The sequence below is a fragment of the Streptomyces sp. N35 genome (assembly GCF_016464295.1).
GTDB lineage: Bacteria > Actinomycetota > Actinomycetes > Streptomycetales > Streptomycetaceae > Streptomyces.
The window spans coordinates 40,605-54,406 of sequence record NZ_JAEIMH010000048.1 but is presented as its reverse complement, the minus strand read 5'-3'; the positions used below and the strand labels follow the sequence as shown (position 1 = coordinate 54,406).

Below are 13,802 nucleotides of genomic sequence, written 5' to 3'. Positions count from 1 at the left end.
ACTTGCTTCGCTGTGGTGAACTGACGTACTCGTTTCAGGCATGGGAGGTCCCCAAGTTCCGTGAATGGTGGTGATTTCGAGGCTCCAAGCGCCGTTGCGAATGAAACTAGGCGTTTGCTCAAGCAACGGTCAAGGGGGTTGTGTCATAGATCTGTTGCACCGCGCCCGCGGCGCGTCCGTGCGGAGGGCTTCGCGCAGGACCGAGGACCAACGGGTGATCAGTGCCGGTACCGTGCGTGTCGACGGCACACAACTCGGAGGCGCGATGCAGCCCTTGGAGCCCGGCGACCCGCACCGCATAGGCCCGTACGCGCTGGCCGGACGGCTCGGCGCGGGCGGCATGGGCACCGTGTTCCTGGGCCACGCGCGCGACGGCGGACTCGTCGCCATCAAGACGGTGCAGCCGCACATCGCGCAGCGGCCGGCTTTCCGGGAACGGTTTCGCCGCGAAGTCGCCGCCGCCCGCCAGCTCGAGGAACGTTGGACGGCCGCGGTCGTCGATGCCGACTGTGAGGCCTCGATTCCTTGGGTGGCCTCCGTCTACATCGATGCCCCCGACGTGACCCGCATGGTCACCGAGCGCGGTCCGCTGCCCGCGGATTCCGTACAAGCCCTGGGAGTTGGCCTGGCCGACGCGCTCGCCGCGATCCACGCCGCGGGCCTGGTCCACCGCGACGTGAAGCCATCGAACGTGCTGCTCACCGCTGACGGGCCGCGCATCATCGACTTCGGCATCGCCAAAGCCCACGACATGGGGCCCGCGCTCACCACAGTCGGCGTGGTCCTGGGCACCCCCGGCTACTTCGCTCCCGAGCAGGCCCTCGGCGACGCCACCACCGCGGCCAGCGACATCTTCGGCCTCGGCGCCACCCTCACGTACGCGGCCACCGGGCACGGCCCGTTCACCGCCACCAGCGCGAGCGCCTTGTTGTACCGGGTCGTCCACGACGACCCCGACCTCACCGACGTACCGCCGATCCTGCTGCCAACCCTGGCGGCCTGCCTGGACAAGCAGCCCCACCGCCGGCCCACCCCACACCAGCTCCGCACCCTGCTCACGCCGGAGCATGCGTCGCACGACCGGTTCGCCACCGGCCACACGCAACCCCGTCGCCTCGAGGAGTTCCTCGACGACGAAGTAGAGGACGAGAGGCCGCCGTGGGAGCAACCCACCCGCAGCCGACCGCGCGATGCTGTACCTCCGGCGCCTCGGCCAGCCGAGCCCGCAACCGCGCAGCCGCAGATCGCCTGGTGGTCGCTCGGACCCGACGAGTACGAAGAGCCGGTTGATGAAGCACCGCTGCCGTACGGGCGTGCCCTCATCGAGGAGCGTGAACGCCGGCGGCAAGAGGAACTGCGCGGCCCGGCGCCCGGGCCGCGCCTGGTCGACGCCCAGATCGGCGATGTGGTCGAGCACCCGAAGTTTGGGATCGGCACCATTGTCAATCTGAGCGACTATCCCGGCCCCAAGGCCCTCGCCCACATCGTGTTCACCTCGCGCCGCTACGGCGAGCAACGCCTCATCCTGGCGAGGGCGCCCTTGCGGCTGGTCGGCCGCGGCATCTGAGACGCGGGATCCCGGTTCGGACAGTGCGCCTGGAAGGGGCCGCCGTGTGTCGGCGGCGCTGTGCACAGCGGACATCACTCGTACCCCTGCTGGTCGCGGCCGGTCTCCTTGTTGAGGTCGACGCGGCCGGCAGCCTGGGTGACGAAGGCGCGGACCCGGTCGCCTTGGCCGGCGGCGGTGGCGGCCGCCTCACGGATGGGCCGGGCTCTCGCGTTAGCGAGCGCGGCGGCTTCGAGGGCGGGCCGATCGGCCGGGCGGGCCCAGCGCTTGAGGTCGTCGTCGAGGTGCGGGCCCTCCAGGAGGAGCGGGCCGATGCGGCGGCCGTCGACGGTGAACGAGGCGTAGTGGCGGAACTGATCCAGAGCGACGACCCGGTCGGGGCTGGGGGTGTCGCCCCATTCGGCGGTGACCGCGGCGATCGCGGACCGGGAACCGGTGGTGGTCGACAGGCTGGAGGCGTTCTGCAGCAAGGACAGCTGCACGGCCTTGGGCAGGCGGGCCATCAGCTGGGTCATGCCGTGGACGGGCAGCTTGAACTTGCGGAACTCCTCGACCATTTCGGCGAACGTCTCCGGCGACGCGCCGGTCAGCGTGATCAGCTCGTCGAAGTACAGGCGGAACGGCCGCCGCTGATCCTCGGGGGTGTCCTTGCGGGAGCGTCCGGCGCGCAGCAGGTCGCGGGCGAGCAGGGTCAGCAGCAGCCGATCGTTGGGGGTGTTGCCCGGCGTACACACCCACACCACCATCCCCGCGTCCATCGCGGCGCGAATGTCATAGGTGCCGACGCCCTGGCCGAGGAACGCTCGGGTAACAGGATTGCGGCCGAGCCTGCCGAGCGGGTTGAGCACCACATTGAACGCGTCCAGCTGGAACGTCGGGAAAGTGCTGGTCCACCACGCGTGCGTATCCGCATCCAGCCGGCTCCCGGCGACCGCGAGGCACGCGGAGCGGAACCCAGGATCGGTGAGCAGCGGACGGATCTGGAACAGCGTCGCCTGATCATGCGCGCGCCCCGCCTCACAGGCGGCCTCGTTGACGGCGACCAGCACCGCCAGGGCCTCGGTGAGGATTGTCAACGCCCGGGGGGCTTCGACGTCCTGCCAGCCCAGCATCGTCGCGATCGAATCCACCACGGCGTCCACGACATGCTCGGCGGCGGGGCGGCGGTGCATGTCGATCGGATTCCACGAACTGATCCGCGCGTGATCCCCGGTCACGGTGAGGTCGATCAGGGCGATGCGCTGGGCGATCTCTTCGTGGGCGAGGAAGGTGGAGGCGCGTGCCCAGGAGTCGCGGTGCGGGTCGACGAACAACAGGCCGCCCCCACCGTGCGCGACGGCGATCGCCTGGGCGAGCGCCCGCTCTGTCTTGCCGCCGCCGGCCTTGCCGATGGCGACTTCGAACAGGGTCTGTGCCATGCGGGTGGCGACCAGCCGACTACGCCCGTCGGGGCCGCGGTAGATGCCCTGCAGCAGCAGGCTGGGGTCGTCGAAGTCGAAAGTCGGCAGCTCCCCGGCAAGTACTGGAAGGCGCGCGTGCCGGGTGGGCGGCTTGAGGAAACCGGTCAGCTCGTCCAGGCGCAGCCAGTTCGGGCGCGGTGCCCGGCACTGACCGGTCGCCCACCGGTGCTCGAAGCTCTTGAGGAACGGCCAGTGGTCCGCGCCGACCCGTAGCGGGCCAAGGGTGAAGCCGCGGGTGGAGAGTTTCGCCCGGCCTCCGAACACGTCTAGGCCGGCCATCACCTGCGCCATCCGCGCCTGGGCGCGGCCCTGGGTGTTGGAGGAGCACCGCACGAGGATCTGCACCCGCACCAACTGTGCGGACTCGGAGAGTTTGCCGAGCGCCTCATCGCGGTCCACCCGGTGGGGCGACGGCATCACCACCCCCCGCCCCCCACTGCTCGCGGGACGGCCCTTGGTGAACAGCTGCTGAATCCACGACCCGATCGACTCATCGACCGCGGCCGCGTCCCGGCGCGCCCACCGGGCACTCCGCTCGGCCTCGCGACGCTCGCGCTGCCGGGCCTTGGCCATGATCTCGAACCGGCGTGCGCGCAGCGCCCACTTGGGGGCCTTTTGGATGTCGATGCAGATCTCGGCGAGGTCGCCGAGATCGGCCCGCAGGTCGGCGACGCCGTCGATGAGGGGCTGCAGCGGATCGGGATCGAGCGGCACCTCACGCAGCGCGGCCACCGGGTCTCCGCGCAGCACGAACTCGGCGCGCACGATGTGCTCGCGCTTCTTGTCGAGCAGCGGTTCGGCCTTCTCGATCCGTACATCCGGCCCGAACGCGCTGATCGTCAACAGGCTCTCCGCGCCCGCGGGTCCTTCGATCCGGGTCCGGAACGGGCTGGTGCCGTCCGCGCGGATCGCGATCCGTACGACCTTGCTGCGCCGCGGCGCCCACCAGGGCTGCATCCCCGACGCGCGGGCGAGTTGAATGCCGCGACGGAAGATCTGCTCCAGGCCCGGGTCGAAGTGCTTGGCCGGGTACAGCTCCAGCGCCATCCGCTCCTTGGAGGCCTTGGCCGCCAGATGCCTCATGACGACCTCGGCGCCAGCCCACGTAACGGCGGTGGTACCGACCAGGAACCACCAGTGGTCCCGCAGCCACACCACGGTCGCGATGAGCGCCTGGAGGAGGTCGATGGCCCAGCTGGCCGCGGCCTGCCCGGCCCCTATGACGGCAGCGGTGTCCATACCGCGTCCCCCTTCTGCTTGTTCTCGGTTCGGGTGAAGGTGATGTCGGTGATACGGCCGTCGCTGTAGGTGCCGCCGCGATCAGCCCCGGCCCACACCAGATGCACCACCGCCTCATCCGGGTCGCTTCCGTGCCGGGCGATCGCGGCTTGGATCCGCACCCGGCTGAACGCCGGCGCGACAGCCCTGTCTTGATCGAACAGTTGCGGCCAGTTCTTGCGGCCGATGCCCGTGACGTCCGCGATCAGCACCGCGCGGCCCGCGACGAGCAGGTCCCGCTCGGTGCGTACGGGAAGGTCACGCGGCCACGTCCGCTCGAGCAGCGCCTGAATCTGCGGATCGGCTGCCCGACCCTCACCGCGCGGCGGCAGTTCCACCGACGACGCGGTCGACGTGGGCTGGCTCGCAGAGGCCTGCGCGGTGCGCGAGTCCGACTGTCCGGAGGAGGGGGACGGCTGAGCTCTGGCAGGCGAACCGGTGTCGGAGGTCTGCGGTGTGGTGAGCAGGAGCATGGAGCCGATCGCGCAGACCACGGCACAGCACGCCATCGGCCACGGCGACTTCATGCCCCTCGACTTCTTCTTGATCGTCACAGCAGCCGCGCCCCTCCCGCGTAGCCGGGCATGGCGTCGACCGGGTCCAGGCGCACGTTGGTGCCGGGGCGGGCGGCGTTGACCATCTGCCCGCTGCCGACGTAGATACCGACGTGGTAGATCGTCCCGTCGCGGCGCGGGGTGTAGCCGTAGAACACCAAGTCACCTGGCCGTAGGGCCCCCTTGCCCGCTGAAGCGGGTATCCGCTTGCCCCTCCCGGCCTGCATGGCGGCCGTGCGCGGCAGGCTGATGCCGGCCTTGGCGAACGCGTAGGTGGTCAGTCCCGAGCAGTCGAAGCCGTTGATGTTCACTCCGGACTTGCCGCTCGGCGAGCAGCAGGTGCCATACGACGTGCCGGACTTGTTGCCGCCGCCCCACGAGTACGGCACACCGCGCTGGGCGAGCACCGCCTCGACGACGATCCGGACCTTCTTCGGCGACCCGCTCAGGTCGGGGCCCTTGGCAGCGGCCCGGTACTGGCTGATCCAGTTCGACACGTTGTCCACGTACGCGTTGGACCGGTTGTACTGGAAGATCGCCGCACGCAGCTGGGACTTCTTCGTCAGGTCACGGCCGTCTCCGCACAGGTAGATGGCCGCGCCGAGCGCTGCGTCGTACGCGTTGTGCGGATCGGCCGTCTCATCGCCGCTGTTGTCCGCTCCGGCTCCCTCCCATGTGGAGGGCAGGAACTGGAACGGTCCGACGGCTCGTTCCCCGCTGGCGGTGCCGTCCCATTTGCCGTTGTCGGTGTCGGGGAAAACGGTGGTGTTGCCGCCCGCCCCGGAGCCGTTGAGGAGCACGCCGAGGATCTTGGGCCGGATGTCTCCGTTGGTGGCGATGTTGCGGCCGGTGGCGTGGTTGGACTCGACCTTCGCGATCCCGGCGAGGATCGGCCAGGACATGCCCTTGCACTTGGTGACGTGCTTGGTGACGTTCGCGGCGGCTTTCTTGTACGCGGACAGCACCCGCGGCGGGATATCCGCCGCCCTCCCGCCACCCGCGAAGTCGTCGTCGCCGCCGTCTCCTTCGCCTTGGAGGGCGGCGAGCGCGCTGAGCCCGCCGGCGATCGGCGCGGCACAGCACACTGCTGCGAACATCAGCATGAAGATCAGGCACCCCCAGCGTCCCCACCGGCGCCGCCGCGGGCGCGGCGCGTTCATGAGTCGTCGCCGTTCGTACGGCGGTCGCTGTTGCGGGAGATGCGCCGGATCATTTCCCGGGCTTCCTCCCGCGCACGGTCGCGCGGGCTCATCCCGCCGGACAGCGCGGCCCCTCCCGATCCCGACGGCCTGACCGGCCTCCGCGGAGCGGGTGAAGCCCCGCCGCCGGAACCCGGGTTACGCGGCGGCCGCGGCCCCATCGGCGGCCACTCACTGCGCGGCGTGTCATCCGGCGGGCCGACATCCGGCGGCGGCTCGGACGCGGCTCGAACCGCCGTCGCGGACCGAGACGGGGAAGACAAGCGGCGGCGGGTGAAGGGACCATCGCCGCCGTGGTCCGACCCGTGCTCGGCGATATGACGCCGGGTCGCACCGACGGTGGCGTCCGACCACGCGCGGCCGTCCTGCTGGACAGTGTTGCGCCATACGTTCCACTGCTGGCGCGCATCCGAGCGCAGATCCTGCGCGTGCCCGCGCCCGCGGCGAATGTTCGAGGCCAGTCCGATCGTTGACCCGTACGCCACACGGCCACCGCGGTGGAGGATCCGGTAACCGCGCAGCCGCACCAGCCGGTTGTGCGCGCGCGTCGACAGCAGGGTGCGGTCCGAGTTCTGATCGTGCAGAGTGCGGTCGTCACCGCTGGCGATGCGTCCATCAGAGTCGCGGTAGCGGTCCTGCGGCCCGCGCCGCAGCCCGTCGTACCCGCCATCGGCGCTGGACGGGTCGCCCTCGGCGGTCGGCTTGCGCCACTTCTCCAGTGCTTCCGCGCCCGGGTGTTTGCCGACGACCAGACCCCAGGCGCCTCGCATCCCGAGCCGTGCGCCGACGGAGGCGAGGCCGAGCGGGGCCAGGCCGCGGCCGGCTTCGGTCATGCCGGCGCCGAGCATCCGCTGCGGGTCGAACGGCATCCCCGCGCCGTCGGTCATCGCCCCGAGATGCCCCATGATCCGGTGGCGGGTGCCGAGTCCGCCGTATCCTCCGCCGCCGAACGCCAGGCCGCGCAGGCCCCCTCCGTACCCGAATCCGCCGCCTGCACCGGCGCCGTTCATCGCGAGTGCGGCACCGATTTCGGAGGTGTCGCCGGGCAGGTGGGTGCCGCCGACCTTTGCGAACCGCATCCGCACCGCCATGGAGCGGCCCATCTGCGAGATCCGCTGCATGATCCACCGGTGGAAGATCAGCCCGAGGACGGCGAGGACGTCGAGGAGCAGGATCCGTTCGGCCACCAGGTCCGGGCCGTCGGTCAGTGCGGTGTCGATGGCCATGCCGAACAGCGGCAGGAACATGCAGACCGCGAACATACCGGCCACGGAGATCGCGAAGATGGCCAGCCATTTCCACACGACTTGCCGGTTCGGGCCGGGGAGCATGCCCCACACCATGGTGACGCCGCCGATGGTGGCGGCCCCGACATCGGCGCCTTCCGCGCCGAGCAGCGTCATCGCCGACGACAGCAGGATCGCCGTGATCATCAGGACGGCGAAGAGCAGCAGCAGCGCCGAGCCGACGCGCCACCAGTCCGGCTGCTTCGCGTACGCGGCGGCCGCCTTGCCGACGTCGCCGGCCTTCTCCAGGTCCTTGAGGAACACCTGGAACTGGGCGTCCTCGTCACTGACGACCGGGCTGACGACATCGAGGAGTTCACCGCCCGGGGTGAGCTCCGGCAGCTTCGGCGACCCGTTCCCGTTTTCTGCGCGGCCGTTCTCGCAGTACTCCCGGGCCGGACCCTTGATCAGGTCGCAGGGGTTGTCGCCCTCCTGGTACATCTCCTTGTCGTAGCCGCCGATGATCCACTTCAGATGCAGGGCATAGGCCTTGCGATCGGACTTCTTCGCGGGGTCGAGGATCCGGCCGTACTGCAGCAGCATGTACGGCTTGACGACGAGCGCGTTGGTGGTGGCGTCCTGGATCGGCCGCGCGACCTCGGACGGCATGATCTTCTCGTCGCCGCGGCGCTGTTCGCAGGTCTGCTCCGCCGCACCCGACGAGCTTGAGCATTCGTCGAGCTCCTCGGCGGTGATGTGGCCGCCCCAGTTGTAGTTGCCGACCGCGGTGTGGGCGACTTCGGCGGCCGCCTGCTGGGTCTGTGCGAGGGGACCGTTCTCGGCGAGCAGGTAGTCGGGGCGTACGAACATGGAGGCGGCGAATGCGGCGATGATCAGGGTGAGGGCGATCTCGCCGAGGCCTTTGCCGGCCTTGCCGCGTACGAACAGGATCAGGCCGAAGACGAACGCCCAGGCGAGCATGAGGCCTTTGAGGCCGAGGGTGTCGACGACGATGTCGTTGTACACGTCGGCGATCTGCTGGGCGGGCTCGGCGAGCATGCTGATGAGCGGGAAGCGGAAGGCGAACTCGATGGCCCAGCAGCCGAGTCCGACCAGGACCTGGATGATGGTGAAGATCCCGGACAGGGCCATGGCGCAGAACTGGGCGGAGAAGTCGACGAGCGAGCCGCCGTCCGCGTTCAGCTCATAGCCGTTGAGCGGCACACCCTCGGACGTGGTGATGTTCAACGGCGACAGCAGATCCCCGCTGGAGCCGCTGGGTGCGGCGTGCGCGACCTGGGTGTTGACGATCAGGAACACCACAGTGAGTAGGCCGACTTGGCGTACGGTGCGCCATGTTCCCTTGTCCGGGCGCCGCATCAGCGCCTCCGTGGGGCGCGCAGCCGGTACACGGAGCCCGGCCGGCACGGGGGGAGCGCGGCGACCCCGGCGGCGGGAGGCAGCAGCACCCCCGCACCGCCCGCGCCGAACTCAGGCGCGGGCGAGGCGGCGTGCAGCGCACCCCGGGTGCAGTAGTCGCGGGCGGGGCCGACGATCAGGTCGCACGGATCATCCGCTTCGGCATCCGCCTGAGGTGCGGAGGAGGCGAAGGCCTGCCCGGCGGTCGGCCACCAACTCTCCGGCACCCCGAGCCCGATCAGGCCGGCCACCGTCAGCGCGGCGGCCGCGGCAGCCGCGACGGCGAGACCGGCCGTACGGCGCCGTGCCCGGTCCCAGATACGGGTACTCATCGAACGCTCTCCTTCTCCAGCCGCGCCCCGTCGGGCTGGGCGGCGTCGACCAGCTCGCGCGCGAGATCGCGGCGTGCCGGCGTGGCGGCTGTTTCCTCGGGGGTGGTCTTGATGGCAGCGGCGATCCGCTTCACGGCAGGGATGGCGACCTTGATGCGGCCGGTGTTCATCCGCGGCCCGGTCAGCAGCACCTCGCCGGCGCGGGGGTTGTCCTTCAGCGCCTTGCCGTTCTTGCCGCGGCGGACCGGCGAGAGCTTGGTGGTCACCAGCTCCACAAGCTCCGCGGTGGGGTCGAGACCAATGAACTCCAGCGCGCGCCGGGCACGCTTCTTGTCCGTGATCCGCCCCAGGGCCCGGTAGGCCATCAGGCCGCGGTCCGGGCCAAGCTCTTCGGCGTCCTGGGCGGCGGCGATCAGCCCAGCGCCGTGCTTGCGGCCGTCGTGGAGGAACTCGGAGACGAGCGCGGACCCTTCGGCGGACTTGGTCAGCCACCACAACTCGTCCGCGGCCAGGGCGCAGAACCGGTTCGGGTCGCTGAACGCGACCTGCCGCGAGATGGCCGCGATCAGATACAGCACCGCCCGGCCGATGAGAGCCTCCAGCGGCTGCTGGTGCAGGACCTCGATGTTCCCGAAGGCCTCCTTGGGCGGCAGCGTGAGGCCGGCGGTGGTGAACACGATCAGGTCCGAGCTCATGTGCTCGTCGAGCCGGACGACCGGCAGCGCCGGGTCGAAGATCATGGCGGCGAGGGGGTTGTCGGCGACGATGCCGAGCATGTTCCGCAACGACTGAGCGGTGTCCCCGAGCGATCCGCCCTGGCCTGCTATCTGGTCCACGGCTTCCAGCACGAGCCGCATGGATGGCTGCGGACAGGCCGCGGCCATCTCCACGGCCCGGTGCAATACCCCGCCCTCAGGGCTCATCGGCCCGATGCACAGCTGCAGCGTCAGATAGCTCAGTGCGTAGTGCGCGGCCTGCGGATGCCCGGCGAAGATCCGCAGCGGGTCGATGGAGAGTTCGGCGCCGACGACGTCGATAATCTGGCAGCGGCCCGCGGCCGCGGACCGCGCGAACTTCGCCCACTCCCTGAGCGGGGTCCGGTCGATGCAGATCGCCCGCTCCCCGCGGTCGACGACGCCGATGGTGAGGAGCTTCTCCATCACGCTCTTGCCGCCGCCGGGGTCGGCGACGATCCCGAAGGACGCGGAGGCGTCCGAGCGCGGCGCGTTCGCCAAATTGATCATCACAGGGCGGGCGGTGCCGCAGTCCAGATCGAAGCCGATCAGCTGGCCGTTCGGATCGCCGAGTTCGATCGTGGTGAACGCCCCGCCCATCGCCCAGTCCTCACTGAGCTGATGCTGGGTGAACTCCCGTACTGCTTGCGGTCGCACCGTCGCCGGCAGGGCGAGCGTGAACAAGGCCTCCTGCAGCCCGGTCGGGCGCACCGCCCGGTAGTCGAGCTTGCCCAGCAGCGCCGCAAGAGACCGGGCCCGTGCGTCACACAGCTCGGAGGTGTGTCCCCACACCGCCAGGCTGGTGACGGACTGCACCTCAACCTCGACCGAGGTCCGCGACAGCCGGGCATCGAGCTCGCCGAGGTCCTTGGCGGCCTGCAGCAGGGAGGACGGCATGCCGGTGGGGCGGGCGTCGTACTGGTCGGCCTGGTCGACGAGTTCGGTGCGCTTGCGCTGCACCTGCGCCTTCGCCTTCTCCGCCTCCACCAGCGTCAGATCGATGACGTAGTCGACCGGGTACTCCAGCACCTCCAGCTGCGCAAACAGATCCGCCGAATCCGCGCTGACAGCGGGCGGGCACTCGGCCAGCGCCAAATGGGCCTGAAAGCCGGTGCCCTGCTCGGTCTCCACCTGAAGCCACCGCCGCGCCAGCGGCGACGACTTCGCGCCCTGCTTGGCCCGCCCTCGAGCCGGCTCGCGGCTCTCCTGCTCTCCGGCGTCTTCCTCGTCGGTGGGGCTGGTGCCGCCTTCGGTGATGCGAACCTGCCCGAGCTCGGCGTAGCTCGGCGAGCGCAGCATCTGGCCGCGGACCTGTCCGCCATACAGCTCGCTCGTTTCCGCGTCGGAGAGCAGTGGTTCGGCGAGGCCGCGGTGGATGGCGTGCTGCACCATCCACACCACCTCGGCCGGCCGGGCCGGCCGCAGCGGGATCGCACCCGAAAGTTGCGCCTCCACCCGGGCGGCCTGCTCTCGGTAGGAGGTGACCTCGTCGCGGCTGACCGGCTTGGCGCGCATGCCGAGGGAGGCGGACAGCTCCGCCCACACCGCTCCCGCAACCGCGGACACGTTGAGCCCGCGGCCCTCGGCCTTGAGCGGCACCGCCAGCCACAGGGTGCGGCGGTGCATCTCCTGGTACTCCAGGACACCGAGCGCGGCCTCGACGCTCTCCACCCACGGATGCATCCCGTCCGGCGTCAACTGCGCCGCATCCGGGTCCACACCGTCGACCATGGCCATGGCGATCTCACCCGGGTCGACCTGCGCGCACAGCCCGAACAACCTGGGCGCGCCGGACAGTGAGCGCACCAAGTGCGTGACCCGGCCCAGCAGTTGCTCACGGACGGCGGAAGGCACGTAAGTGCCCTGCACCATCTCCTCGCCCTCACCCGTCTCGTCCGGGCCGGGGTGCAGGCGGTAGATCGCCCAGACGGCGCCGTGGGTGGACCACGCCAGGTGACCGGCGATGTGCCGGATCGGCACCCTCACGATGCACGCTCCTCGGAGAGGGCGGCCGCGCGGGCGGCCAGCTGCTGAACGGACGACATCGGAGCCGCCGGGGCCGCGGTCGGGGGGCGGCGCGGACCGCGTGAGGAAGGCCGGGTGTGCTGGCTCGGGCGCGGCGGTCGCGAGCTCGCCGGCACGCGGCGCTCGGGGCGCGCCGGCCGCGGGGGAGTCGTACGGCGTCGGGGACGGCGCCGATCCCCGGTGGTGGGGGAGGGGAGGTCCTCGATGACGAAACCGCCGAGCAGCGGCTGCGGCTTCTTGTCCCGCGCGGGCCGTCCGCCGATCTGCCCGGCCGCGGGCTTCAGCCACAACGCCACCCAGCCGCCGATCGCCGCGAGCGGCGCGCGTCCCGCGATCCGCGGGCGGCGAACCACCCAGATCGCCAACACCCAGGCAATGAGCGGGAGTGGGCCCAGCGCGGTCCACCACGACACCGTGACGATCAGCAGCAGGGCGCCGAGAACGGCGACGGCGATCTGCGCCGGGTTGTAGGGACCGAACCACAGCCGGAAGTCACCGATCTTCCCCAGCACCCACGGGTGGCGGCGCGCCGCGGTGTAGAAGCGGCCGATCCGCTGCGCGGCCTCCGCACTCACAGCGCACCGCCGCGGTCAAGGCCCGCATTGGTTCCCGGGATCGGGGGAGCGGTCGGGGCGGGTGCACCCTCGGTGCCGGCTTCCTTGATCTCGGTCTCGAACATGCCGGCGAGGTCGTTCCGGGCGGCGTAGAGTCCCAGCGCGATGATCATCAATAGGAGGGCGCCGATGCCGGCCTTGATGGACATCCGTCGGCCCGCCTCGAGCGCGACGATGACGATCAGGATCGCGACCAGGGCGGCGGAGCCCCAGTCTTTGAGCATTTCGATGAAGGTGTCGCCCAGGTTCTGGAGCGGGCCGGCGAGCAGGACGTCGTTCACGATCCGTCACCGCCTCGAACCGTCGCGCCGGACAGCAGGGCGGCAACTTCCCAGCGGCCTGCCCGCGTTGACATCTGCAGCTCGTACGACAGCGGCCACTCGCCCGCGCTGTCGGTCGCGGTCACCTCGACCAGGAGCCGGATCTTCGTGCCATCTGCCGGCACCTGCTCGGCGGCCGCCGCATCGCCGTCGGCCGCGGCCTCCTGGACCGCGATCTCCTTGTATCCGGCCGAATTCACACCGGACAGGGAGACCCCGGGCGCGAGGTAGCGGTCGACCTGTCCTTCGCCGGACAGATAGGCCTTGAGGAACTCGCCCGCGGTGCGGGTCAGTTCGCTGTCGGACGGCAGTGAAACCCCGTACGCAGACGTGGGCACCTCGGCGGTCACCGGGCCCGCGACTCGGCCGGGAGCTTCCTCCACCGCGAACGCGCCACCGCTCTTGTCGGCGACGACGGGCACTGCGTAGTAGCGGACCGTGCCGTCCGGGTACTGCGCAGCCACCGTCACCGACCAACGGCCATCGCGATGCTCCGCACTGCGCACCGCATGCACATCGCGCACCGGCTGCGCATCCTCGACCGGATCCGGCAACGCGACGGACGGGGCCATCGCCTGCGCAACGAGCGCCTGCGCATCCGCGTCCTTGCCGACGCTGCGCAGCCAGGCGGACAGGAATACCTCGGCGTACCCCGACGGATCCGCCGGGACCACGGGCAGCTTCACCGGCGTCGGCTTCGGCGCGGCCGACACGGTCGATGAGGGCGCCATCACCGCCACCGTCAGCGCGAGCGGGCCGGTCGCGAGCGCGCCCAGCACCGCCAGGCGGCCAAGCCGCACCCGGCGGTACATCGTGTGCAGCACCGCCCCCGCAGCCGTGGGAGGCGAGGCGTCGCCTTCCCGGACCTTGTTTGCAGGACTCATGCGAACTCCCAGGTCAGGAACCTCTGTTGCTGACCTCAAGAAGACCCACCAGCCCCGACCAGAACGTCGACCAGTCGCCCCCGACCGGCATCACGAGACGGCCACAAAACTCTGGTGGGGGGACCGGGCGGCCCCGCCCGGACCCCCCCCCGCCCCCCCCGGCCGGGGGGCGGGGGCCCTCCCACCACCC

10 protein-coding genes are annotated in these 13,802 nt (G+C 70.7%); 1 reads left to right on the top strand and 9 read right to left on the bottom strand.

Annotated features, from left to right (window positions below):
* Positions 1–214: 214 nt before the first annotated feature.
* A complete protein-coding gene (locus tag JAO81_RS25060; RefSeq protein ID WP_374194343.1) occupies positions 215–1,567 on the top strand; it encodes a serine/threonine-protein kinase in 1,353 nt (450 codons plus the stop codon).
* 74 nt (positions 1,568–1,641) lie between these two features.
* Here JAO81_RS25060 and JAO81_RS25055 read toward each other — a convergent pair whose 3' ends face one another.
* The 9 genes from JAO81_RS25055 to JAO81_RS25015 are packed head-to-tail and all read right to left on the bottom strand — an operon-like array spanning position 1,642 to position 13,612.
* Complete coding sequence (locus JAO81_RS25055; protein WP_199550177.1) at positions 1,642–4,266, bottom strand: ATP/GTP-binding protein; 2,625 nt, start codon at positions 4,264–4,266, stop codon at positions 1,642–1,644.
* The gene (locus tag JAO81_RS42735) at positions 4,245–4,859 is read right to left on the bottom strand and encodes a hypothetical protein (RefSeq protein WP_307813652.1); all 615 of its coding nucleotides are present in this window, start codon (positions 4,857–4,859) and stop codon (positions 4,245–4,247) included. The genes JAO81_RS25055 and JAO81_RS42735 overlap by 22 nt, the downstream gene beginning before the upstream one ends.
* Positions 4,856–5,956 (bottom strand): C40 family peptidase, encoded by a 1,101-nt coding sequence (locus JAO81_RS25045; protein WP_233415876.1) that lies wholly within the window; start codon positions 5,954–5,956, stop codon positions 4,856–4,858. Before JAO81_RS25045 ends, JAO81_RS42735 begins: the two co-directional genes overlap by 4 nt.
* A gap of 59 nt (positions 5,957–6,015) precedes the next feature.
* Positions 6,016–8,664, bottom strand: coding sequence for a hypothetical protein (locus JAO81_RS25040; protein WP_199550175.1), 2,649 nt, complete (start codon positions 8,662–8,664; stop codon positions 6,016–6,018).
* Positions 8,664–9,035: a hypothetical protein gene (locus JAO81_RS25035; protein WP_199550174.1), complete on the bottom strand. Its 372-nt coding sequence runs from the start codon at positions 9,033–9,035 to the stop codon at positions 8,664–8,666. The genes JAO81_RS25040 and JAO81_RS25035 overlap by 1 nt, the downstream gene beginning before the upstream one ends.
* Positions 9,032–11,755, bottom strand: a complete 2,724-nt coding sequence (locus tag JAO81_RS25030; protein ID WP_199550173.1) for an ATP-binding protein — start codon at positions 11,753–11,755, stop codon at positions 9,032–9,034. Before JAO81_RS25030 ends, JAO81_RS25035 begins: the two co-directional genes overlap by 4 nt.
* Positions 11,752–12,369 carry a hypothetical protein gene (locus JAO81_RS25025; RefSeq protein WP_199550172.1) on the bottom strand — a complete coding sequence of 206 codons (618 nt, stop codon included), beginning with the start codon at positions 12,367–12,369 and terminating at the stop codon, positions 11,752–11,754. Before JAO81_RS25025 ends, JAO81_RS25030 begins: the two co-directional genes overlap by 4 nt.
* Positions 12,366–12,689: a hypothetical protein gene (locus JAO81_RS25020; protein ID WP_199550171.1), complete on the bottom strand. Its 324-nt coding sequence runs from the start codon at positions 12,687–12,689 to the stop codon at positions 12,366–12,368. Before JAO81_RS25020 ends, JAO81_RS25025 begins: the two co-directional genes overlap by 4 nt.
* On the bottom strand, positions 12,686–13,612 hold the full coding sequence (locus tag JAO81_RS25015; protein WP_199550170.1) for a conjugal transfer protein: 927 nt from the start codon (positions 13,610–13,612) through the stop codon (positions 12,686–12,688). The genes JAO81_RS25020 and JAO81_RS25015 overlap by 4 nt, the downstream gene beginning before the upstream one ends.
* Positions 13,613–13,802 lie beyond the last annotated feature (190 nt).